Annotated in this window: 20 protein-coding genes and 1 pseudogene; 5 read left to right on the forward strand and 16 right to left on the reverse strand. The window is 68.3% G+C overall.

Annotated elements, in window-relative coordinates; all coding sequences use genetic code 11:
* Window positions 1-92 precede the first annotated feature (92 nt).
* The 6 genes from proC to HF886_RS00745 form a co-directional block, all read right to left on the reverse strand.
* On the reverse strand, window positions 93-929 hold the full coding sequence (gene proC, locus HF886_RS00720; protein WP_169651274.1) for a pyrroline-5-carboxylate reductase: 837 nt from the start codon (window positions 927-929) through the stop codon (window positions 93-95).
* A 79-nt stretch (window positions 930-1008) separates the two neighbouring features.
* Complete coding sequence (locus tag HF886_RS00725; RefSeq protein WP_169619410.1) at window positions 1009-1851, reverse strand: thioesterase family protein; 843 nt, start codon at window positions 1849-1851, stop codon at window positions 1009-1011.
* Window positions 1848-2540: a MerR family transcriptional regulator gene (locus HF886_RS00730; RefSeq protein WP_169619408.1), complete on the reverse strand. Its 693-nt coding sequence runs from the start codon at window positions 2538-2540 to the stop codon at window positions 1848-1850. The genes HF886_RS00725 and HF886_RS00730 overlap by 4 nt, the downstream gene beginning before the upstream one ends.
* Window positions 2541-2631: 91 nt before the next feature.
* Entirely contained in the window at window positions 2632-3588 is a 957-nt protein-coding gene (locus tag HF886_RS00735) for a sugar phosphate isomerase/epimerase (RefSeq protein WP_169651275.1), read from the reverse strand.
* Between the two features lie 7 nt (window positions 3589-3595).
* Entirely contained in the window at window positions 3596-4846 is a 1251-nt protein-coding gene (locus HF886_RS00740; protein WP_169651276.1) for a hypothetical protein, read from the reverse strand.
* Window positions 4843-5796 (reverse strand): Ppx/GppA phosphatase family protein, encoded by a 954-nt coding sequence (locus HF886_RS00745; RefSeq protein ID WP_169619402.1) that lies wholly within the window; start codon window positions 5794-5796, stop codon window positions 4843-4845. The genes HF886_RS00740 and HF886_RS00745 overlap by 4 nt, the downstream gene beginning before the upstream one ends.
* Before the next feature lie 45 nt (window positions 5797-5841).
* On the opposite strand from HF886_RS00745, the gene HF886_RS00750 reads away from it, so the two are divergent.
* Complete coding sequence (locus HF886_RS00750) at window positions 5842-6642, forward strand: hypothetical protein (protein WP_169651568.1); 801 nt, start codon at window positions 5842-5844, stop codon at window positions 6640-6642.
* An 18-nt stretch (window positions 6643-6660) separates the two neighbouring features.
* Here the strand turns inward: HF886_RS00750 and HF886_RS00755 are convergent, their stop codons facing one another.
* The 3 genes from HF886_RS00755 to HF886_RS00765 all read right to left on the reverse strand — a co-directional run bounded on the left by HF886_RS00755 (window position 6661) and on the right by HF886_RS00765 (window position 9490).
* Window positions 6661-7350 (reverse strand): response regulator transcription factor, encoded by a 690-nt coding sequence (locus HF886_RS00755; protein WP_169619400.1) that lies wholly within the window; start codon window positions 7348-7350, stop codon window positions 6661-6663.
* Window positions 7351-7408: 58 nt separating this feature from the next.
* Window positions 7409-8587, reverse strand: a complete 1179-nt coding sequence (locus HF886_RS00760; protein ID WP_169651277.1) for an ATP-binding protein — start codon at window positions 8585-8587, stop codon at window positions 7409-7411.
* A 153-nt stretch (window positions 8588-8740) separates the two neighbouring features.
* Window positions 8741-9490 carry a phosphoglyceromutase gene (locus HF886_RS00765; RefSeq protein WP_169619396.1) on the reverse strand — a complete coding sequence of 250 codons (750 nt, stop codon included), beginning with the start codon at window positions 9488-9490 and terminating at the stop codon, window positions 8741-8743.
* Between the two features lie 141 nt (window positions 9491-9631).
* Here HF886_RS00765 and HF886_RS00770 point away from each other — a divergent pair, with 141 nt between their 5' ends.
* Window positions 9632-11437, forward strand: coding sequence for an FAD-dependent oxidoreductase (locus tag HF886_RS00770; RefSeq protein WP_169651278.1), 1806 nt, complete (start codon window positions 9632-9634; stop codon window positions 11435-11437).
* A 76-nt stretch (window positions 11438-11513) separates the two neighbouring features.
* On the opposite strand, the gene HF886_RS00775 is transcribed toward HF886_RS00770, so the two are convergent.
* From HF886_RS00775 to HF886_RS00800, 6 genes and pseudogenes are all read right to left on the reverse strand, one after another.
* Entirely contained in the window at window positions 11514-13100 is a 1587-nt protein-coding gene (locus tag HF886_RS00775; protein WP_169619392.1) for a 4-coumarate--CoA ligase family protein, read from the reverse strand.
* 211 nt (window positions 13101-13311) lie between these two features.
* A pseudogene (locus HF886_RS00780) lies at window positions 13312-13638 on the reverse strand (transglycosylase family protein); the annotation flags it as partial.
* 395 nt (window positions 13639-14033) lie between these two features.
* Complete coding sequence (locus HF886_RS00785) at window positions 14034-14564, reverse strand: YbjN domain-containing protein (RefSeq protein ID WP_169619388.1); 531 nt, start codon at window positions 14562-14564, stop codon at window positions 14034-14036.
* Complete coding sequence (gene mshA / locus HF886_RS00790; RefSeq protein WP_169651279.1) at window positions 14561-15895, reverse strand: D-inositol-3-phosphate glycosyltransferase; 1335 nt, start codon at window positions 15893-15895, stop codon at window positions 14561-14563. Before mshA ends, HF886_RS00785 begins: the two co-directional genes overlap by 4 nt.
* A gap of 82 nt (window positions 15896-15977) precedes the next feature.
* The gene (locus HF886_RS00795; protein ID WP_169651280.1) at window positions 15978-16808 is read right to left on the reverse strand and encodes an alpha/beta hydrolase; all 831 of its coding nucleotides are present in this window, start codon (window positions 16806-16808) and stop codon (window positions 15978-15980) included.
* 5 nt (window positions 16809-16813) lie between these two features.
* Window positions 16814-17995, reverse strand: coding sequence for an MFS transporter (locus HF886_RS00800; RefSeq protein ID WP_240954848.1), 1182 nt, complete (start codon window positions 17993-17995; stop codon window positions 16814-16816).
* A gap of 127 nt (window positions 17996-18122) precedes the next feature.
* On the opposite strand from HF886_RS00800, the gene HF886_RS00805 reads away from it, so the two are divergent.
* Both HF886_RS00805 and HF886_RS00810 read left to right on the forward strand, forming a co-directional pair.
* Window positions 18123-18896, forward strand: coding sequence for a PIG-L family deacetylase (locus HF886_RS00805; protein ID WP_169651282.1), 774 nt, complete (start codon window positions 18123-18125; stop codon window positions 18894-18896).
* Between the two features lie 36 nt (window positions 18897-18932).
* Window positions 18933-20003 (forward strand): tocopherol cyclase family protein, encoded by a 1071-nt coding sequence (locus tag HF886_RS00810; protein WP_169651283.1) that lies wholly within the window; start codon window positions 18933-18935, stop codon window positions 20001-20003.
* A gap of 26 nt (window positions 20004-20029) precedes the next feature.
* Here HF886_RS00810 and HF886_RS00815 read toward each other — a convergent pair whose 3' ends face one another.
* Window positions 20030-21340, reverse strand: a complete 1311-nt coding sequence (locus HF886_RS00815) for an ROK family protein (protein WP_169651284.1) — start codon at window positions 21338-21340, stop codon at window positions 20030-20032.
* 345 nt (window positions 21341-21685) lie between these two features.
* Between HF886_RS00815 and HF886_RS00820 the strand changes: the two genes are divergently transcribed.
* On the forward strand, window positions 21686-22423 hold the full coding sequence (locus tag HF886_RS00820) for an N-acetyltransferase (RefSeq protein WP_169619375.1): 738 nt from the start codon (window positions 21686-21688) through the stop codon (window positions 22421-22423).
* Window positions 22424-22441 lie beyond the last annotated feature (18 nt).

The following is a 22441-nucleotide window of genomic DNA, read 5'->3' on the forward strand; positions in this document are numbered from 1 at the left end:
GTTTCGAGCTTAGCGTGACGAATGGTTCCTGTGCGACGATGACGACCGGTATTTTCCGGACTCCCGATCCGGTACACCCCATAATGAGGGGTTTACGCGGTGCCCGGCCCCGGTTCGGGCGCACTGCCGATCTGCTGCGAGCGGGCACGCGCGGCGTCGATCGCCTCGTAGAAGGCGTTGCGGACGCCCCCGCGTTCGAGTTCCCGGACAGCGGCCGCGGTGGTCCCGCCCGGTGAAGTGACCGCGGCACGCAGGTCCGCGGCGTTCTCCCCCGACTGCGCGAGCATGGCCGCCGAGCCCGTCATCGTCTGGACGACGAGTTCGGTGGCGACCGCGCGGGTGAGCCCGACCGCGACGCCCGCGTCGATCATGGCTTCGGCCACCAGGAAGAAGTAGGCGGGGCCCGAACCCGAGACAGCGGTGACGGCGTCGATCTGCGCTTCCGGCACCACCGACACGGTGCCCACCGTGGAGAGGAGTTCCCGGACGGTGTCGAGGTGCTGTGACCGAGCGTGCCGGCCCGCGGCCAGAACGCTCGCGCCCTGCCCGACGAGCATCGGCGTATTCGGCATCACCCGGACGACGGGGAAGCCCGCCGGAAGCTTCTTCTCGTAGCGCGCCGTGGTGACACCGGCAGCGAGGGAGACCAGAATCTGTTCGTTCTCGCTGTCGAGGTCGGCCGACGACAACGCCGTGACCACCGCGTCGACGTCGTTGGGTTTGACGGCCACCACCACGACGTCCGCACCCTCGGCTGCGTCGGATGTGCTGTCGGTGACGCGGATCGAGTACTCCGCGGCCAGTTCCTGTGCACGTTCCGGGTACTTCTCGGCCACGACGAGATCCTTCGTCGCGAAGCCGTTGTGCAGCAGTCCGGAGATCAGGGCCTCGCCGATCTTTCCGCCACCGATCACAGCAATTCTCGTCATAGGTGACAGCCTGCCACGACGCGCTGCCCGTCCGGTATCGCAGGTCGTGTGTCGGCAACCACCGCCTTGCGGCGCTGCCTCAGCGCGGGATCATCGCCAGCTGACGCGACTGCACGACGACTGCGCCCGTGGAGTCGACCACGGTGTGGTCTTCCTCGAACCACTTGTTGCCCAGCACGCTGCTCTCCGCCGTCACCCGCAGCCATCCGGGGGCGGGCACGCGGCGCAGGTATGCGGTGAGCTGCACGGTGGGTGCCCAGCCGAACATGCCGCGGTTCATCGTGACGGGTGCGGAGATGTCGCCCGCCATGAGTGCGAACAGCACGGCGGTGTCGATATCGGTCTCGTCGTCCGGGCGGGGGCGCGTCCACATCGACACCGACGGCTCCCCCTCCGTCCCGGACAGAAAATGTGCGGTCGAGCCGTCGATATGCAGATTCGCGAGCCCGGCGAACTTGACGATCCGACCCATCGGATGGTCGGGGGTCACGGCCACCGCGTCCGCGACCGGCTCCACGGGCAGCGAACTCGTGCGGTGCGGCACGGTGTGGAGCGGCTCGCCGCCGTCCGGGACACCGAGGGTCACGCTCGCACGGACCGCCACCCGGCCTCCCTGCGCGAGTTCGACGTCGACGACCCCGACCTGCCGGCCGTTCTTGCGCAGGGTCGTGGTGAGGTCCACCTCGCCCGGATCGGGCGCGGAGACGAACGAGGCGCTGACGGCGAGCGGTTGCACGGCCGCATCCGCACCGGCAGCGAGAATTTCCCGGCGTGCAGCGGCGGCACACACCGCGAGCATGCAGCCACCGTGCACCTTCGGCCCGATGGTCCACAGGGGGTCGATATGCGCCTGCCAGGCGTTCTGGCCCGTCGCGGTGACGGTGACGAGGTCGCGGAAAGGATGGGAATGGGCCGTGCTCACGGGTTCTCCTCGGTGTTCGACTTGCCGGTGGTTCTACTCGGGGTCTCGTGCGGGGGCACGAAGAGTCCCGCCGCAAGGTGCTGATGGGCGAGACGGCGCATCGCCGTGAGGACCGGCTCGTACAGTGCGGTGCCGAGCACCGCGGCCTCGACGGTCTCGTGCGGGGAGCCCGTGGGCAGGGCTCCGACCTCGAAACGCGCGATCTCCCGGATGTGCTCGCCGTACGCGTCGATGCGGCGCCCGGACATCGGGAGCCCGGCGGCGTCGAGCGCCGCGAGCGCGTGTTCGAGCTGCGCGACGGCCGCGAACCGGGGGTCGTAGAGCTGACCGAGATGCTCGAGCACGCGCCTGGCGCGCGGATATTCGGGATCCTCGCCACGGGTAGGGCCGCCGGTGTTTCCGGGTTCTTCGTGGACGTACGGCGGGAGCGTGGCGATCGCCTTGCCGAGCGCCTCGAACAGGTCGTCTCCCGGATGGTCCGCGAGCGCGACGATCATCTTGATCCTGTCGAGCGGAAGACCCTGGGCGGCGAGGGCGCGGACGAGACCGAGTCGCCGGACGTGCCGGTCGTCGTACTGCGCCTGCGTCGCGCTGGTCACCCGGCCGGGCATGAGCAGCCCTTCGCGCAGGTAGTACTTCACCGTGGGGAGCGGCACGCGAGCGCGCGAGGCGAGTTCGGAGATGCGCACGGATGACCCCTTTCACCCTCGGTCGATAATGGATACTACAGCTATCCAATCTCGGCAGACAGCAGTACCCGACAGCGGGTGGGATGTCGTGTCAGGCGTCGCCCTGCTGGTCGCCGGCGTCGGCGTCGTCCGACTGCGCGGGTATCCGGGCAACCTCCGTGGGGCGCGGATGCTCCGGACCCGAGGTCAGTGCGCGACGTGCCGGCCGGGCAAGGTGCCGGCGCGCGAACTCGAGGGACCGCGCGAGCATGGCCGAGCGTTCCGCCCGGGTGCGCGCACTCTGTGTGCTCACCTCGAGCACGACCTGTCCGGCGAAGTCGCTGTCCGCGAGTCGACGGCACATGTCCGCGCACGGCTGGGTGCCGTCCCCCGGGACGAGATGCTCGTCCACCGGCGATCCGCGGCCGTCCGCGAGGTGCAGGTGGGTCAGCCCGTCCCCCATCCGGTCGGCCAATGCCATCGGATCCATTCCGGCCGTCGCGGTGTGCGACAGATCGAGCGTGTAGTGCGGGAATCCGGTGTCCGTCGGATCGAGCGAAGGCCGGAAAGTGGACACCGCCCGGCCCGGTCCGCGGCGCCGGAGGCGTTCGGCTCCACGCTCACGACCGCCGAGCAGGACGTCGGCACGCATCGGGAACATGTTCTCTACCGCGACGGATACGTCACTGGTGTCCTCGAGCGCCGCGACCTGGTCCGGGAAACCGTCCGCGTATCGACGCTGCCAGCGGAACGGCGGATGGATCACCACCGTGGCCGCGCCGAGGATCTCCGCGGCCCGCACCGATCGCTCGAGCTTCGCAACCGGGTCGGCGCCCCAGACTCGCTGGGAGATGAGCAGGCACGGCGCATGCACCGCCAGGACCGGCACTCCGTACTTGCGCACCAGTCGCTCGACCGCACCGAGGTCCTGGCTGACGGGGTCGGCCCACACCATGAGTTCGACACCGTCGTATCCGAGGTCCGCCGCGAATCGGAAGGCCGCTTCCGTGTTCTCGGGGTACACGGAAGCGGTCGACAGCCCTACCCGTATGCCGTTCGCCGTCATCATCGGATCATCACCCGTTGGGCATCAAGAACAGGAGGGGTCCGAACGCAACGAACACGCCGACCGCCAGAGCGATGAGCTGGCTGGCGATGTCGTCGGTGCGGCGCAGAATCCGCACCAGCGCGACGAGACCCACGATCACCAGCAACGCCAGGCCGAATGCCACCCACGGCATCATGTCCCAGAGCTTCTCGAAACCCTTGAACAACAGTGCCCCTGCGGCGACCGCGGCAACGCTTTCGGTGATCAGCAGGGCCCATTGCTTGAGGCTGCTGCCGCCGGGCTCGTCGTCTGCACCGTCCTGTGGGGCGTCGTCCGTCCGGTCTTCCCGGGAGGTGCGGCCGCTCGTCTGCTCGTCCACGTCGGACGGGTTCGCCGGGGCGACCTTCCGGGGGGAGGCCTTTTCGGGGACGTCCTCGGTGTTCTTCCGGCGACGCTTGCCCCGTGCGGGAGTGTCGGCACCGTCGCCGGCCGCGGAGCCAGGCGCGCCCTTCCGCGCATCCCCGACCGGCTCGGCGAAGCCGTAGGTGTCGGTCGGGTCGTTCTCGTCCTCGGTGCCGGTGCCTTGCAGGTCGCTGGCGGGACCGGAGAGCAGTCGCGGCTCGGCGACGTCCCCGCCCCGCGGGGTAGGCACGGGCGCACTCTGGGTGTCCGGTGCCGAAATGCCCAGGTGTGCGCGGGCACGTCGAGGAAGTGCGGCAGGCCGGATCACTTCGGTGGGCGACTCGACCTTCGGTGCTTCCCGCACCGCGGCTGCCGACGGCGCCGAGCCGCGGGAGCCGGACGTCGCGCCTCGCGGAGCGGAGGTCGAACGGGAAGCGATGGTGGGCTTGGCTCCGAGGCCACTTTTGGGTGTTGCTGTCGGCGAGCCGAATTCGGGGCGCGCGGTCACGGTGGTCAGCTCCGTCGCCGACGGCGGTGCCGGGGTGACGAGTTCGGGGACCTCGACCTGGGGAGTGACCGGCACGACGGGCTCGACGCGCGGAGTTTCGGGAACGACGAATTCCACCCGGGGGACGGACGGCGCCACCGGCTCGACCTTCGGCACCTGTGGTGCCGCGTCGGCCGATCGTGTCCCGGCGGACGCGGAGTCGTCGGCCCGCGTGATGGGGATTTCGCCGGTCAGCTCGGCGACGGAGATTCCGCCGCTCGTGCCACGCCGACGGCGTCCACCACTGCGCGAGTTCACCTTCTGGCCGTTACGGGCCAGCAGTTCGGCAACGGAGACCTGCCCCGTGTCGTTTCTCCGATTCTCGGTCATCCGGCAGTCACCACCAGTTCGCCCCCCATGTCGGTATCGAGCTTCCGCAGAATCAGGCCTTCGCGCAATGCCCACGGGCAGATCTGCAATGTTTCCACGCCGAGTGCGCGCATGCTCGCCTCGGCGACCAGCGCTCCCGCGACGAGTTGCTGGGACCGGTCCGAGCTCACACCCTCGAGTTCGGCGCGGTCGGCCGTGGTCATCCGGGAGATGAATGCGATGAGCTGCCGGAGGCCGCTCGCGGTCAGTGTGCGCTGCACCCGCATACCCGCCGACGACGGCGCGGCCCCGGTGAGCCGCGCGAGCGTCCGGAAGGTCTTCGAGGTGCCGACGCACAGGTCGGGATCGCCGGCGTGGCGCAGGTGCTTGGTGGGCTGGACGAGTTCGGCGTCGAGCCAGTCACGGAGCGCGGCGATCCGCCGCTTGCCGGGCGGATCCTCGGGGAACCAGTCACGGGTGAGACGCCCGGCGCCCATCTGGAGCGAATACGCGACGTCCGGGTCCTCGTCCCCACCGAACGACAACTCGAGCGAACCGCCGCCGATGTCGAGGTTCAGGATGCGGCCGGCACTCCACCCGTACCAGCGCCGCACCGCGAGAAACGTCAGCCGCGCTTCTTGTTCGCCCGACAGCACGTCGAGAGAAACCCCGGCTTCGCGGCGCACGCGGTCCAGCACGTCGTCGGAGTTTCCGGCGTCGCGCACCGCCGAGGTGGCGAACGCCATGAGCTCGCCGCACCCCGAGGTCCGGGCGATGCTTGCGAATTCGGCGACCGTCTCCACCAGCCGATCGGCGCCCCGAGTGGTGATGTCGCCTGCGTCGTCCATGTTCTCCGACAACTGCAGTGTCGCCTTGGTAGAACTCATAGGTGTGGGATGGCCGCCACGATGGGCGTCCACCACAAGTAGGTGAACGGTATTGCTTCCGACGTCGAGTACCCCTAAGCGCACATCAACACGTTACTGGGTCTACCGTCGAGACCTGTGACAGCAGGTATGCCCGGCGCCCCACGCAATCTCGATCCGGCCCCGGAGGTTCCCCTCGATTTCCCGCGGGAGTGGGTCGAGTTCTACGACCCCGACAACGACGAGCACCTCATCGCAGCAGACATGACCTGGCTGCTGTCCCGGTGGACGTGCGTCTTCGGCACACCTGCCTGCCAGGGCATCATCGCCGAGCGCCCGGACGACGGGTGCTGCTCGCACGGCGCGTTCATGTCCGACGAGGACGACCGCGTCAAGCTGGAGAAGGCAGTGAAACATCTCACGCCCGACGACTGGCAGTTCATGGACAAAGGGCTCGGCAAGAAGGGCTTCCTCGAAGAGGACGAACTCGAGGACGAACCCGCGCTCCGGACTCGCCGGTACAAGGGCGCGTGCATCTTCCTCAACCGGCCCGGGTTCGAGGGCGGGGTCGGCTGCGCGTTGCACAAGATGGCCCTGCGGCGCGGTATCGAACCGCTCGAGATGAAGCCGGACGTGTGCTGGCAGCTCCCGATCCGGCGCACCCAGGACTGGATCGAGCGTCCCGACGGAACCGACGTCCTGCGGACGGTCATCACCGAGTACGACCGGCGAGGCTGGGGCGAGGGTGGGCACGACCTCGACTGGTACTGCTCCGGCTCCCCCGACGCCCACGTCGGCGAACGTCCGGTGTGGCAGTCCTATGCGCCCGAGCTCACCGAACTCCTCGGTGCGGCCGTCTACGACGAGCTGGCACGTCTGTGCCGGCGACGTCAGGGTCTGGGACTCGTCGCGGTCCACCCCGCGACGACAGCCGCGCACAACCACTCCTGACGGTGTGCGGGGTGCTCGTCACTCCTCGAGCTTGTAGCCGAGTCCGCGAACCGTGAGCAGATGCTGGGGTCGCGCAGGGTCGGCTTCGATCTTCGACCGCAGACGTTTGACGTGGACGTCGAGTGTCTTGGTGTCGCCCACGTAGTCGGCGCCCCACACGCGGTCGATGAGCTGCCCTCGGGTGAGCACTCTGCCCGAGTTCCGCAACAGGTATTCGAGGAGGTCGAATTCCTTGAGCGGCAACGATATCGGCTCGCCGTTGACCTGCACGACGTGGCGGTCGACGTCCATGCGCACCGGTCCCGCCTCGAGCACCCCGTCGGGTTGTCCACTCTCGACCTCGGCCTCGGCGCCCCGCCGCAGGACCGCTCTGATCCGGGCGATCAACTCGCGGGCCGAGTACGGCTTGGTGACGTAGTCGTCGGCTCCGAGTTCGAGACCGACGACCTTGTCGATTTCGCTGTCGCGAGCGGTCACCATGATCACCGGGACACCGGAGCGACTGCGCAATTGCTTGCACACGTCCGTGCCGCTCATGCCGGGCAGCATCAGATCCAGCAGGACGATGTCCGCCCCCGCGCGATCGAACTCCGCGAGCGCGGAGGGCCCGTCGCCCACGATCGTCGCCTCGAATCCTTCCTTGCGCAGCAGGAAGGCGAGTGGATCCGCCAGCGATTCCTCGTCCTCGACGATCAGCACACGCGTCACTGCCTGGTCCTCCGTACGTTCCGTGGGAGCCACCCGGGTCTCCGGGTCGCGTTGTCCGTCACCGGCCGACTCCGCTTTCACGGTCCGCCATCGAATTGTCGTCGACGTCCCCCTCCACGTGGGCGGGGATGAGCAGGGTGAAGGTCGATCCCGTTCCGGGCTTGCTCCACAGGGTGATCTCGCCGTTGTGGTTCGCGGCGACGTGCTTGACGATCGCGAGACCCAGACCGGTGCCGCCTGTCGCGCGCGACCGGGCCTTGTCGACGCGGAAGAATCGTTCGAACACGCGCTCCTGGTAGTCCTTCTCGATGCCGATTCCGCGGTCGGTGACCGCGATGGCGACCTTCCCGTCGCGCAGTGAACGGCTCACCGACACGGGTGAGCCCGGCGGCGAGTAGGCGATCGCGTTCGCGATGAGATTGGTCAGCGCGGTGACGAGGAGCGTCCGGTCGCCGAGCACCTCGAATCCGGAGGGCTTGTCGGTGGTGATCTCGATGTCGGCGTTCTCCGCGGTCAGACGGGTGCGCGCGAGGGACTCCTCGATGACCGTGTCGACGTCGACGACTTCGAGATCCGGGAGTTTCTCGGCGCCCTGGAGCTTGGAGAGGGCGATCAATTCGGTGACCAGGTTGCCGAGGCGGACAGCCTCGCTCTGCACCCGCCGACCGAAATGCCGGACGCTGTCCGGGTCGTCGGCAGATTCGAGCAGAGCCTCGGCCAGCAGTCCCATCGCCCCGACCGGCGTCTTCAACTCGTGGCTCACGTTGGCGACGAAGTCTCGGCGGGTTGCTTCCATACGCACGTGCTCGGAGTCGTCGTATGCGTAGAGGACGACGAACCTGGGGTCGTCGTCGAGGAGTATTCGTGCCACGCAGCGCACTGCGATGTGGTCGCGGCCGTGGGGCGTCTTGGGACCGAGGTCGAGTTCGAGAGGCTCACCCGTCTGGAGGACCCGGGTGGCGACCACCCATGCGCGATCTTCGACGAGACGGTTGCGCACGAGCCCGAGCTCTTCTGCGCGGGGGTTGAACAGGATCACGTCATGGAATTTGTCCACGACGGCGATACCGGTCGCGGACCCGTAGACCACGCGATCGAGAACATCCGCCATGGTGGGACCCGCGTCGTCGCGCTCGGCGGCGCGGCGTCGCCGGGTCGATTGCGACACCGCCAGCGCGAGAACGGCGCCGAGGACCGCGGCAACGATTGCCAGCAGGACCGCCTGCGTAACACTCACGATGAGAATCGTAGTAACACCGGCACGGCGGACGACACCGGGTCGATGACGTTCACTGCACGTCACGCCCTTTTTTGCGGGCATTGTCCGGTTGTTCATCCACCGTTTGCCGTGCCCGCACGAGACGTGTCGCGCGCGGGCACGGCGGCGGCACTACTTCTTCGCGCCCTGGTTGGCGACTGCCGCGGCGCCGGCAGCGGCAGCCTCGGGGTCGAGGTAGGTTCCGCCCGGGTTGAGGGGGCGGAGGTTCTCGTCCAGGTCGTAACGGAGCGGGATGCCGGTGGGGATGTTCAGGCCCGCGATGTCCTGATCGGAAATACCGTCGAGGTGCTTGACGAGCGCACGCAGCGAGTTGCCGTGCGCGGTGACCAGCACCGTCTTTCCGGCGAGCAGGTCCTGCGAGATCGTCGACTCCCAGTACGGGATGAACCGCTCGACGACGTCCTTCAGGCACTCGGTCAGCGGAACCTCGTCGAGATTCGCGTACCGGACATCGGTGTCCTGGCTGTACTTCGAGCCCGGCTCGATCGGCGGCGGCGGCGTGTCGTAGCTGCGGCGCCACAGCATGAACTGCTCTTCACCGAACTCGTCCTTGATCTCGGACTTGTTCTTGCCCTGCAGCGCGCCGTAGTGACGCTCGTTGAGTCGCCAGTCCCGGACGACGGGGATCCAGTGCCGGTCGGCGGCGTCGAGGGCGAAGTTCGCGGTGCTGATCGCACGGCGCAGCAGCGACGTGTAGACGATGTCGGGCAGGACACCCTGTTCCGCGAGCAGCGCGCCGGCGCGCTTGCCCTCGGCGACGCCCTTGTCGGTGAGGTGCACGTCCACCCAGCCGGTGAAGAGGTTCATCGCGTTCCATTCGCTCTCGCCGTGGCGGAGCAGAACCAGTGTTCCGATACTCATGGTCCAATCCTGACACGGTGCGACGTCGATTTCGCCCACGGGAGGGCCAATCATCGGCCATATTTGACAACGTGCGTTGCCAATGTTGTCACGGGAACGCACCGCACGGCTGTCGCCGTCGTCGCCGAACTGGGGGGTTCCATGTCCGACGCACGCCTGTCCCGTCGCTCCGTCCTCACCGCCTTGGGTGCGCTCGGCGCCGCCGCCGCGCTGCCACCCGCTGCCGGGGCCGGTCCGCCGGGGGCGGGGGCGCCCCACCCGGTGCGGAGGGCGCCCGCGGTCCATTCGACCGGCCGTCGCGTCGCGATCCTCGGCGGCGGAATGGCCGGACTCACGGCCGCCCACGAACTCGTCGAGCGCGGATTCGACGTCACCGTCTACGAGCCGACGGCACTCGGCGGCAAGGCACGCAGCATCCCGTCCCCCGGCACCGGCAGTGGCGGCCGCCTCGACTTACCGGGAGAGCACGGGTTCCGGTTCTTCCCCGGCTTCTATCAGCACATCCCGGAGACGATGCGGCGAATCCCGTTTCCCGGCAACCCGAACGGAGTGTTCGACAACCTGGTGTCGGGCCCGGCCTTCCGGATGTCGATGCCCGGAGGCCCGGACCTCACCGCACCGGCTTCGATCAGCCCGCTGCGACTCGACGTCTACGATCTCGACTCACTGCAGCAGTCGCTCGGTGCCGCGTTCTCCCTCGGCGGTGCCATCCCCCCACACGAACTCGCGGTGTTCGCACGCAAACTGGTGATGTTCCTGACCAGTTGCCTCGAACGCCGCAACGACGAGTGGGAACACCAGACGTGGTCGCAGACCCTGGAAGCAGACGGCAAGTCGCAGGGCTACCGCGACATCCTCGTCTCCGCGCTGACGCGGCAACTCGTCGCGGCCCGTCCGCAGACGGTGTCGACCCGCACGATCGGCATCATGGGCCAGGCGTTCGTCTGGAACGCGCTGGGGACCGTACCGTCTTACGGGCACCTCGACCGCCTGCTCTCTGCACCGACGAACGAAGCCTGGATCGACCCGTGGGCAGCGCTCCTGCGCGAGCGCGGGGTGAAATTCGAAATGGGCTGGCGTGCAGAGCAGTTCGACCTCGCGGGCGGCAGGGTCACCGCGGCCCGGGTTGCGCACTCCTCGGGGAATCGTGCCGTTGCCGACGCCGACTGGTTCGTCGCGGCGATGCCCGTCGAGCGCGCGGTGCCGCTGTGGTCTCCGGCCGTCCTCGACGCCGATCCCCGGCTCGAACTCATGCGCCACCTCACGACGGACTGGATGGTCGGTATCCAGTACTTCCTGCGTGCACCCACCCGGATCGCGCAGGGACACGTGGCCTATCTCGGCACCCCGTGGGCACTCACCTCGATCAGCCAGGCACAGTTCTGGCGAGGGGATTTCGCCGCGCGGTACGGCGACGGGAGCGCCCACGACTGCCTGTCCGTCGACATCTCCGACTGGGACACTCCCGGAATCCTCTACGGGAAAACCGCCAAGGAGTGCACCCCCGACGAGATCGCCCGCGAGACGTGGGTGCAGATGCAGCGCTGCCTCAACGATGTCGGCGAACCCGTGCTGCGCGACGACGACCTCGTCTCGTGGTTCCTCGATCCGGGGGTCCGCTGGAACGCCGCGAGCGGACACAACACCAACGACACGCCGTTGCTCATCAACACCGCCGGCTCGTGGAAGAACAGGCCGGACGCCCACACGGCGATTCCCAACCTGTTCCTCGCCGGCGACTACGTGCGGACGGACATCGACCTGGCCACCATGGAATCAGCGAACGAGTCCGCGCGTGCCGCCGTCTCGGCCCTGCTCGTCGCCTCGGGATCCACGGCGCAACCGCCCGCCATGCACCGCCTGCACGAACCTCCGGAACTCGAGCCGTTCCGTCGCGTCGATGCGGACCGCTTTCACGCCGGGTTGCCGCACATCCTCGCAGGGTGACGAACGTCCCCGGACAGGGCCCGGACGCAGCGACGAGGGGTCGCACGCGCGTCCGGACCCTGTCCCGTTCCGGTTCCTACGCGGACGGGACGCGCAGATCCTTACGGAGAATCTTGCCCGCGGCAGATTTCGGCACCACGTCGATGAACTGCACCTGCCGGACCTTCTTGTGCGGAGACACGCGCTCGGCGACGAACTCGATCACGTCCTGCTCCGTGAGAGACGAATCGGGCTGCCGCACAACGAACGCCTTCGGAATCTCTTCGCCCTCGTCGTCGGTGACACCGATCACGGCAGCATCCGCGATCTGCGGATGGGTCAGCAGCAACGCCTCGAGTTCGGCGGGCGGCACCTGATAGCCCTTGTACTTGATGAGTTCTTTCAGCCGATCGACGATCCTGACGGCCCCCTGCGCATCCACGGTCGCGATGTCCCCGGTGTGCAGGTACCCGTCCGCATCGAGAGTCTCGGCGGTCGCCTCGTCGTTCTTCAGGTATCCGGCCATGATGTTGGGGCCCTTGCACCACAGTTCGCCAGGCTCGGAGACTCCTTCGCCGGTGGGGTACTCGACTTCCTCACCGGTCACGGGATCGACGATCTTGCATTCCATGTTGGCGACCGCCGGCCCGACAGAATCCAGTTCGGTCTCGTTGTCCGAGAACGGGATTGCGTGCGACACCGGACTCATCTCGGACATTCCGTAACCCTGCCGGACGTTGCAGCCGAGCCGCGCCGCGACCGCACCGCCCAGCGCCTTGTCGAGCGGCGCCGCGCCGGAGAACACGGTGTGGATACTCGAGAGGTCGTACTGGTCCACCAGCGGATGCTTCGCGAGCGCCACCGCGACCGGCGGGGCGATGAACACGTAGGTGCATTTGCGGTCGGCGATGAGACCGAGGAACTCGACCAGGTCGAATTTCGGCATCGTCACCAGCGCTGCCCGATTCGACAAGGCCGCATTGAGGAGCACAGTCATGCCGTAGATATGGAAGAACGGCAGCACCGCCAGCACCCTGTCCTGCGGTCCGATCCCCATGCGCGGATTGATCTGGCACACATTGGCGACCAGGTTGCGGTGTGTCAGCATGACGCCCTTGGGGCGGCCGGTGGTGCCGGAGGAATACGGCAGCACAGCAAGATGCGTCGCCGGATCGAAGCTCACGTCGGGAGCCGCAGCGCGCTCGGCGAGCAGGTCCCTGAGCGACGGATGACCCTCTGCGCCATCGAGAACGATGAGCATGTCGTCGGGGATTCCCACAGCCTTCGCCGCTTCCGCTGCCTGCGGCAGGAGCGGCGAGACCGTCACGAGAGCCTTGGCCTCGGAGTCTTCGAGTTGCTTGACGATGTCCGCGGCGGTGTACAGCGCGTTGATCGTAGTGGCGGTGGCACCGGCACGCAGGATGCCGTGGAATACGGAGGCAAACGCCGGAACGTTGGGTGAGAGCAGGCCCACGACGTCTCCGACCGCGATACCCCGGGCGGCGAGCGCACCGGCGATCCCGTCGACCTGACCGATGAGGGTGCGATAGTCGGTCACGTCCCCGGACGGGCCGTCGATCAGCGCGGGCCGATCGAGATCGGCCTCGTCGATGGACCCGAAGAGGAAGTCGTAGACGCTGAGGTCGGGTATCTCGACGTCGGGAAAAGGGCTGCGGAAACTCATGTGTTCTCCTCCGAGCGGATCTCGAGGGCACGCAGGTGCCGTACCGTCGGGGCAACGATACCGCACGACTGTGAGAGACCTCACAGCAGAATCGTGCCCCTGATCACCGGAAGAGACCGAGCCTGAAAAAGGACGAAAAGCCCTGCACGCGAACTATTTCGCGTGCAGGGCTCGTCACAAGCTGGGTTGTGCGCTCTCGATCCGAGGATCAGAGGTACTGGCCGCAGACCGGCCATGCGCCCGGACCCTGGCCCGCGAGCACGTTCTCCGCGATCCGGATCTGCTCCTCACGAGACGCGTTGTGCGCGTAGCCCGTACCGCCGTAGGCCTCCCAGGTGCTCTGCGAGAACTGCAGACCGCCGTAGTAGCCGTTTCCGGTGTTGATCGCCCAGTTTCCGCCGCTCTCGCACTGCGCGACGGCATCCCAGTTACCGGAGGCTGCGTTCGCCGTTCCGGTACCCAAGGCGAAGGGGGTGGCGACGAGTGCTGCGGTGGCGGCAACGGTACCGAGGGTGCGCTTGATGTCGAACTTTGCCATGTGAAATGAATCCTCTCGTGGCGTTGCTCGCGAGACGGCATATGCCGGGCAATCCGGTCGGTCGGTGCCGCTCCGGTGATCGCGTGTCTCGCTCTGCCCTGAGCTTGTGAATCCGAACAACCCGCGGGGCAGAAAGCTGCGGCGGGGCCGGTGCGTAACGCCCGTTGATTTCGGGCCTACAACGACGGTAAGCGCTCATCACGGAGCGGTCACGTCGCAGTTTTCTTGCACGGACGTTCAGGAAATTCGGACACAGGAAGGTAACTTCCCAGGTCGAGCGGAAAATGCGCGGCCCGAGGAATCGGGTTCACGCCGCCGTTATGTGAGCAGCGTCACATAAAGGACCACCGCATGCCTCGCAAATCGGGCGCGGATCACGGCTCGGTGGAGTCGGTTCAGGCCTCGTTGTTGCGCGATGCGGGGTCGAAAGGAGTACCGGTCTGCTCCTCGATCAGGTGCCGGAACGGCTCCAGATTGCGCAACGGTTCACCGCGCGAGACGCGCCACTCCCACTCCCGCTTGATCGACGAGACGAAACCGAGACCCACGATGATGTTGAAGTCGTAATCCGCGGCTTCGAGGACCTGGCCGAGTACCGCGTCGAGTTCCTCGGGGGTCACGGCGTGCTCGGCGATCCGCCCGACGAGGTAGATGTCGCCCGCTTTGTCGAGCGTGTACGCCACCCCGTAGAGGCGGCGGTTCCGGCGCAGCAGATACCGGAAGACTTCTTCGAAGTTCTCGTCGGGCTTGCGGCAGACGAACGCCTCGACGCGCACACCGTGGTTGCCCGCCGACAGCAGAACCGTGGTCTTGAGTTTGTTCTCGCCCGGCAGGTCGACGACGACGTGACCACCTTCTTTCCGGGAGAACTCGATTTCCCGGTCCCGCAAGGTGGATTCGATGCGTTCGATCAACTGCTCGGTCATGCCTTGACTCCCCCGGTGCGCCGCAACTTCCACAGCCCGCGCTGCCGTCGCAGTGCGTGCTCGCTCGTCCCGAACGCCCGGTTTCGTCTCATGCCTGCCTTCCGGTAGCTGTCGATCAATCCTTCTGCCGTGTGTTCCCAGGAAAAGCCCTCGGCATGCTTCGGCGCTGCGGCCGCGAGAGTTCGCAACCGCCCGGGGTCGCTCACGAGCGACCGTAGGGCCGCCGCCCAGTCGTCGGTGCGGTGCCCGTCGACGAGCACACCGGTCTGCCCGTCGCGGACCGCGACGCCGAGTCCGCCCACGTTCGCCGCGAGCACCGGAACGCCGCATGCCTGCGCTTCGATGGCCACGAGACCGAAAGATTCCGAATAGCTCGGCACCGCAACGAGATCGGAAGCGCGATATACCTGCGCGAGGCGGTCGGCCGGCTGGGGTGGCAGAAAGGTGACACGCGAGGCGATGCCCAGTTCGGAGGCCAGCTCGATCAGCGCATCAGGACGTTCCAGCCCGGTACCGGACGGTCCGCCGACGACGAGCACCCTCAGCGGAAGATCCGGGGCGTCGGCGACGGCACGCGCGGCCGCCCGAAGAAGCACATCCGGCGCCTTGAGCGGCTGGATGCGTCCGACGAAGGTCACGACGGTCTCACGGGGATCGAGCCCGAGTTCCGCGCGCGCCGCGTCGCGGTCGCCGGGGCGGTAGCGCGACAGGTCGGCCCCCGGAGCCACCACGTCGATGCGCGACGGGTCGGCCCCGTAGATCCGCACGAGCTGGGCCGCTTCGTCGGCGGTGTTCGCGACCATGCGGTCGGCTTCGGCGACGACCTGTTGTTCGCCGATCTGGCGGGCGGCGGGCTCCGGGGTGTCGCCGGCGGCGAGCGACGCATTCTTGACCGCTGCCAGGGTGTGCGCGGTGTGGACCAGTGGCACGCCCCACCGGTCGCGCGCGAGCCAGCCCACCTGACCGGAGAGCCAGTAGTGAGAGTGGACCAGGTCGTAGTACCCCTGCGGGTGACGCGCTTCCTCGCGGAGCACTCCCGCCGCGAACGCGCACAGCTGGGTGGGCAGGTCGTGTTTGTCGAGGCCCTCGAACGGCCCCGCCGCGATGTTGCGGACCAGGACGCCGGGCGCGGCCTGCTGCACGGCAGGATCCGACGACGACGTGGCCCGGGTGAAGATCTCCACCTCGATACCGCGACGTGCGAGCTGGATCGCGGTCTGCAAGACGTATACGTTCATGCCTCCCGCGTCCCCTGTGCCGGGCTGCGCCAGCGGGGAGGTGTGAACCGAGATCACGGCCACACGTTGCGGACGGCTGGGCTGGGAGGTCACCCCTCCATACTGCCCTGCGGCGGATCGAGGCGAGCAGCGACCTCGTGCACGAGCGCCGTCGGCGCCCCTCCGGGCACTGCCGCTATCGGGACTGTGCGAACCGCGTCACCTCGTCGACGAACCGGTCCGGATCCTCGACGAACGGTCCGTGGCCGACTCCGTCCCAGATGGAGGTGGTCCCGCGCGGCACCAGCGAGACGACGTGGTGCGCGGCCGAGACGTCGACCACCGAGTCGTCCGAACCGTGGAGCACGAGCACCGGCACCTCGAGCTCCGACAGCAGGTCGTCGTTGCTCACGGTCCGGGCGAACAGTGCGGAGCGAACGCGCGGCGGGGTACTCAGACTCGCGCCGAGCAGGGCTTGCGACGTGACTCCCGTGCCTTCGGCCGCACCGGTCAGGGCGTTCCCGAACGAGCCCAGCGCGCTCACTGCGTCGCGCGGGTCCTCCGACATCGCACCGGGGATCGCGGCACGCATCGAGGGGCCGACCCGCCCGCCCTTCTCGCCGCGGCCGAGGCTCGTGACCGCGCCGACCAGGATGACGGCGGCGACGGCGGCGGAACCGTGCGCAGCGAGATAGTCGCAGATCACGAGGCCGCCGTAGGACCAGCCGAGCAGGACGGCGGGGGTGTGCTCGGACACGCCCTCCGCAGCGAACACAGCATCGACGTCTCCGGCCCAGGCCTTGCTGTCGTCGTAGCCGCGCTCGGGTGCCCCCGAGTATCCGTGGCCGCGAAGGTCCACGGCGATCACCCGGAAGTTCCGGGCGAGCGCGTCGAGGACGCCGTCCCCCCAGCATGTCGAGGACTGCGCCCAGCCGTGCAGGAGCACGAGCGGTGGCGCATCGGCGGGGCCGAACGCGCGGTACACGAGTGGGGTGCCGTCGGCGCTGACGACTTCGCGGACTGTCATGCGCGTCACTGTATCCGGGACCGCAGATGGATCCCCGTGGCGCAGGCCACAGCGATCAGACCTGCGGCGATACCGACTCCGAACCCCGCGGTGACACCGACGTGATCGATGACCTGGCCGACTGCCGCCGACCCCAGGGCCACACCGACGCCGAGGCCCGCCACGGTCCACGTGATGCTCTCCGTGAGCTGACGCGCGGGCACGATCTGCTGAGTGAGGGAGGTGGCGACGATCATGGCCGGCGAGATCGCGCAGCCGGCCATCAGATAGAGCACCGCGAGGACGGGGACCGTGCCGGCGAGCAGCAGCGGCCACAGCAGGACCGACAGTGCCGCCGTCGCGATGAGCAACTGCCGTGCCGGCGCGGAATGCGCCACCCGAGACCCGAAGACCAGGCCGCTCAGGGCCGAGCCCGTCGCGAACAGCGCGATCACGAAGGTCGCGGCGCCGGGCGCGTCCCGCTCGGCGGTGAACGCGACCGCAACGACGTCGATCACAGCGAAGACCACACCGATCGCGACCATCATCGCGATGATCGCCAGCAACGCGGGCAAGCGGAGCAGCTTGACGCCGGGCGAGTCCGAGCGGTGCCGATGCACGGGCGGTTCGGTCTTTCGCAGCCCCGCGAGGGTGAAGGTTCCGACGAGCAGCAGGATCGCGGCGAGCAGCGGGCCGGCTTCGGGAAACACCGCCACTCCGAGCCCCACCGACAGCACCGGGCCGACGATGAAACACACCTCGTCGATCACCGCTTCGAGCGCGAACGCCGTCCGGAGCCGGGCCGTACCGCCGTACAACTCGGTCCATCGTGCGCGGACCATCGCGCCGATCGTAGGCATCAGACCGGCGGGGAGCGCACACACGAACAGCAACGCGACGGGAGCCTCGAGGCGCACGCCCGCGAGCATTGCGACGATCGCCGTGGCGCTGACGACCGCGGCAGCGGGCAGTACCCGGCGTTGCCCGTGCCGGTCCACGGCCCGCGACACCAGCGGTGTGAACAACGCGTACGACAAGGCGAACACCGCGGACAACGCGCCGCCGAGTCCGTAGTTGCCTCGCAGCTGCGAGAACATGGTGACGATTCCGATTCCGACCATTGCGATCGGCAACCGCGCCACGAATCCGGCCGCGCAGAACGCCACCGATCCCGGCGCGGTGAACAACTCGCGGTACGAGCCGCCCAGCCTCTGTGACACGTGTGCTCTCGTTCTCTTCTCTGATGGGATGTCGATATGCCCGACCCTCGCCGTCCCGGGTCGCTTCCGGCCCGGGTAACCCCACGGAACAGTTATCCGTGCCAGCATTCACGGTATGGGCGTCCTCTTATGCTTTCACGCGCACCCCGACGACGAGGTGTTCACCACAGGCGGTGCGATGCGGCTGGCGGCCGACGCGGGGCACCGGGTCGTACTCGTCGTTGCCACCGACGGTGCACAAGGCGAGCACCCGGACGGGCTGCTCGCCCCGGGAGAGAGCCTCGCCTACCGACGGATCCGCGAAGTCGAACGTTCCGCCGAGGCCCTCGGAGTGTCGCGGCTGGTCACTTTCGGGTACGCGGACTCGGGGATGGCGGGCACACCGGCCAACGATGCCCCTGGCGCGTTCGCTCGCGTCGACGTCGAGGAGGCGGCTGCGCGCCTCGCAGCCGTGATCGAGGAGGAGCATGCCGACGTGGTGACGATCTACGACCCGAACGGTGGGTACGGGCACCCCGATCACATTCAGGTACACCGCGTCGGTGTGCGAGCGGAGGCACAGACCGGGCATCACGCCGTGTACGAGTCCTCCATGAACCGTGACCACCTGAAGCGGCTGTTCGCGGCGATCCCCGACATGGCGGAGGGCGCGCGGCCGCCGGACCTCGACGCATTCGGCCTGCCGGAGAGTGAACTGACCACCGCGGTCGACGTGTCCGCAGCGATCGCCGCCAAACGTGCGGCGATGCACGCACACGAGTCGCAGATCGGCGATTTCGGCCCCATGCTGGGTATGAGCGACGAAGAGTTGAGGGCCGCGTTCGGCACCGAATGGTTCCGGCTGCGGGGGGCTCCGCCCGGTCTCCACGAAACTTCGCTTCCACTCTAGAGATACGACGTGCCGTACCGACGAGAAGGAGAACCGATGGAACATCGAGGACGCCGAGCGACGCGTGAGAGCAACAACAGGTCGCTGCTCGAGCGCTATCGTGCGACCGGCGCAGATCTTCCGTTCGGCAACCCGCTCGTCGCGCACGGCGTCGCGATGGAGGGCTACTTCTGGCGGTTCACACAGCCCGACACCGGGCGGGTGATCATCGCACTGTGCGGCGTCAACCGCTCCGACGACGGGCATTGGGCAACTCTGGGTCTCGCCGCGCATCCCAACGGATTCCTGCGTACGACTACGCATCCCGAAGCAGCAGCGGACGTGGCGCAACTGGGAGCGACAGCAGGATCGGCATTCCGTGGTGACCCCGACCGTGTCCTGATGGACCTCGGTGAGGACGGTCGACTCGACGTCCGGATCGTCCCCACCCTCCCCTGGCCCCGGCGCCGATTCGGCGGGTCGAGCGTGTTCCAGACGGTTCCGGCATTGAATCAGTATTGGCATCCGTGGCTTCTCGGGGCCCGCGCCGAAGGGTACGCGGTACTCAGGGACGAGAAGTGGGACCTCGACGGCGCACAGGTCTACGGCGAAAAGAACTGGGGTAAAGGCGGTTTCCCCGAATCGTGGTGGTGGGGACAGGCGCAGGGATTCACCGATCCCGAGGCGTGTGTGGCGTTCGCCGGCGGCCAGGTGCACTCCGGCCCCCTGCGTACCGAGGTGACCGCCGTCGTCGTGGCGCTGCCGGGCGGACCGGTGGTGCGACTGGGCAATCCCGTGACCTCGCCCGTGCGGGCCACCGTCACGGACGAGACCTGGTCGCTACAGGGACGGAACCGCCGGTGGAGTATCGAGATCGAGGCGACCTCACCCATCGGATCGGCCCACGTACTCCCGGTTCCGCTGCCCGCCGAGCGGCGCAACGTACCCGGGGCGATCGAACATCTCGCGGGATCGATGAGTGTCACCGTGCGTGAGCGCGGGAAGACGGTATGGTCCGGCGAGTCTCGGCTTGCCGCACTCGAGCACGGCGGTCTCGACCGGGCCCGAGCCGAACTGGACCGGCGGGGAGCGGACTCCGCCGCCACGGACGGACCCCCCTTGCTCTGACGGGCCGTGTGCGAACCGGGTTCGGGTTACCCCGCCGCTCGTCGCATGGCGGCGAGCGGGTCGGAGTACAGCGAACTCAGCGACACCACCCCGGCTGCGTGCGCCTGCACCCGGTTTCCGAACCCCGTGATGCGGATGTCCTTGCGGGGCAGGGTCGACGACCGAGCGAATGCATCGGCGACGTGCGGCACCGCGGCCGGGTACTCGGTGAACGCCTGACCACCGAGGATCACGCGGTCCGGGTTGAACAGATCCCGGAGCATCCCGACGGTGCGCCCGAGGACGGTGGCCCGCTCGACGAGCAGATCGTGGGCGGGCGCCGACCCTGCCCGCGCGAGGCGATACACGGCCTGGACGGTCGTCTCGTCGCCGTCGCCGAGAATCCCGTCGGCGCGCGCCCGTTGTGCGACCGCGTGGTCGCTCACCGTCGCCTCGAGGCAGCCGGTGGCACCGCAGGCGCACGACGCGGACGAGCCGGTGGGCAAGTGCGATATCGACCCGGGCCCACCGGCCGGCGTGTGCACCTTGCCGTCGAAAGTGAGGGCGACGCCGGCCGTTTCCCGTGCGTAGAAGTACAGGCTCGTGCCCTTGAGGTCGGCGGCGTCGCGGTCGCGGGTCAGAAGAAGTTCCGAGGCCGCCATCGCCTCGACGTGTGCGGCGACGGACACCGGCAGACCGAACCCACCCCCGACAACCGCACCGACCCGCGCACCGGACCATCCCAGGCGAGGGTGGTCGGCGAGCCCGGTCACCGAATCGACGCGGCCTCCCAGCGCGACGCCGACCCACAGGGGCGTCCGACGGTGCCAGCGGGCCGCAAAAGCTCTGGCGCTGGCGGTGATCGACGCGAGCGCGAGGTTCTGGTCAACGGTCGGGGTCGGCACCTCGACGGCCCCGATGATGCGCCCGCGCAGATCGCTCGCGACGATGCCCGTGGTCACGGCACCGATGTGGATGCCGACGGTGAGATACCGCTCGTGATCGACCTCGACCGGCACCCGGGGGCGGCCGATCGCACCGGACTCGACGAGGTCGGCGCGTTCGCGCAGCAGGCCCGCGGCGAGGAGCGCCGAGACCTGGCGGTTGACGGTGGCGATGCTCGACCCGGTGACCTTCGCGATGATGTCGCGGGAGATCGGGCCGCGCTGGGCGGCGACCCGGAAGACCGAGGCGCCCGTACCGTCGGCGATCTTGAGATCGGGTGGAACGATCCTGACCTGCTGCGAGGTGCGAATCGTAGTGCGGCTGCGGGCCGGTGCGACGGTGCGCGAACCGCTACGTGGTGCGGACGGGCGCGGAGAGAGAAGTGCGGACGGGGAGAGAGTGGGAGCGCTCACTGCTGTTCCTTGCTGCTGGCCCCGGGCGTGATCGGCATCCGGGAAGGGCGAAAGACGAAGGTCGACGCACCGAATACCGACGACGTGTGGCCACGTCCGGTGAAGAGATCCGTGAGAACGGGATCAGGATCGGCGCGGAGTTACTTTCCGCAGCAGCGACAACAGAGTTCGCGCGCCAGAGGCAGCCGTGATCCCAACGCGGCGGTCACGTATGTGACGCGCGGAGTGGAGCTAGGGCCGACCGACATGGGCCCAAACTTATAACCAGAACGAACCTGTGTCCAGTTGCGCGGCAGGCCAGGGGGTCGGTGCCACCCTCCAGCAGCTCGAGGGCATGATGGTTTCGTGAACTTGCGCTGCGTCGTCCTGGCCGATGAACCTTCGCTGGAGGAGGCCATGTGGGCGATGCCGAGTTCGTGGCCCGAGTTCATGCTCCACGACCCGATCGGCAACGGCTACTACGCGGCGCTCGACCTGTTCGCCGAGCACGTGCTCGTCTGCTTCGACGAGACCGGCGATGTCGTCGCCAAGGCGTTCTCAGTGCCCTTCCACCTCGACGGTGGTGATCTCCCGGCCGACGGCTGGGATGGGGTGGTCCGCCGCGGCCTGGCGGGCCGGCTGCCCGGCGGCCGTGAGCCGAACGCCGTCTCCGCTGTCGAGATCGCGGTCCGGCCGGACATGCAGGGCCACGGCCTCTCCTCCCAGGTGCTGGCAGCGCTGCGCGACAACGCCCGCCGCCTCGGGTACGCCGAGCTGGTGGCACCGGTACGGCCCAGCGGCAAGACCGACCCGCACCAGCCGATGACCGAGCACGCCGCGGCCGTACGCGCCGACGGACTGCCCGCCGACCCGTGGCTACGGGTGCACGTGCGCGCCGGAGGCAGGATCGACCAAGTGGCGTCGCGCTCGATGGTGATCCCAGGGACGCTCGAGGAGTGGCGTGCCTGGACGGGCCTCGCCTTCGACCGGACCTGCCCGGTGGAGGTGCCGGGCGCGCTCACGCCCGTCTACTGCGACGTCGAGAACGGCACGGCGGTCTACGTCGAGCCGAACGTCTGGGTGCGGCACCGCACGGGTGCCTGAGCGGTCGGTTCAGGTCGT

Origin of the sequence: Rhodococcus sp. 105337 (assembly GCF_012844225.1) — a bacterium.
In the GTDB taxonomy this organism is placed as follows: Bacteria; Actinomycetota; Actinomycetes; order Mycobacteriales; family Mycobacteriaceae; genus Rhodococcus.

What these genes read in the sequence shown, in the direction of transcription:
- proC (WP_169651274.1), bottom strand. Translation starts at nt 929, where the DNA reads ATGACGAGAATTGCTGTGATCGGTGGCGGAAAGATCGGCGAGGCCCTG.
- HF886_RS00735 (WP_169651275.1), bottom strand. Translation starts at nt 3,588, where the DNA reads ATGATGACGGCGAACGGCATACGGGTAGGGCTGTCGACCGCTTCCGTG.
- HF886_RS00740 (WP_169651276.1), bottom strand. Translation starts at nt 4,846, where the DNA reads ATGACCGAGAATCGGAGAAACGACACGGGGCAGGTCTCCGTTGCCGAA.
- HF886_RS00750 (WP_169651568.1), top strand. Translation starts at nt 5,842, where the DNA reads ATGCCCGGCGCCCCACGCAATCTCGATCCGGCCCCGGAGGTTCCCCTC.
- HF886_RS00765 (WP_169619396.1), bottom strand. Translation starts at nt 9,490, where the DNA reads ATGAGTATCGGAACACTGGTTCTGCTCCGCCACGGCGAGAGCGAATGG.
- HF886_RS00770 (WP_169651278.1), top strand. Translation starts at nt 9,632, where the DNA reads ATGTCCGACGCACGCCTGTCCCGTCGCTCCGTCCTCACCGCCTTGGGT.
- HF886_RS00775 (WP_169619392.1), bottom strand. Translation starts at nt 13,100, where the DNA reads ATGAGTTTCCGCAGCCCTTTTCCCGACGTCGAGATACCCGACCTCAGC.
- HF886_RS00785 (WP_169619388.1), bottom strand. Translation starts at nt 14,564, where the DNA reads ATGACCGAGCAGTTGATCGAACGCATCGAATCCACCTTGCGGGACCGG.
- HF886_RS00795 (WP_169651280.1), bottom strand. Translation starts at nt 16,808, where the DNA reads ATGACAGTCCGCGAAGTCGTCAGCGCCGACGGCACCCCACTCGTGTAC.
- HF886_RS00805 (WP_169651282.1), top strand. Translation starts at nt 18,123, where the DNA reads ATGGGCGTCCTCTTATGCTTTCACGCGCACCCCGACGACGAGGTGTTC.
- HF886_RS00810 (WP_169651283.1), top strand. Translation starts at nt 18,933, where the DNA reads ATGGAACATCGAGGACGCCGAGCGACGCGTGAGAGCAACAACAGGTCG.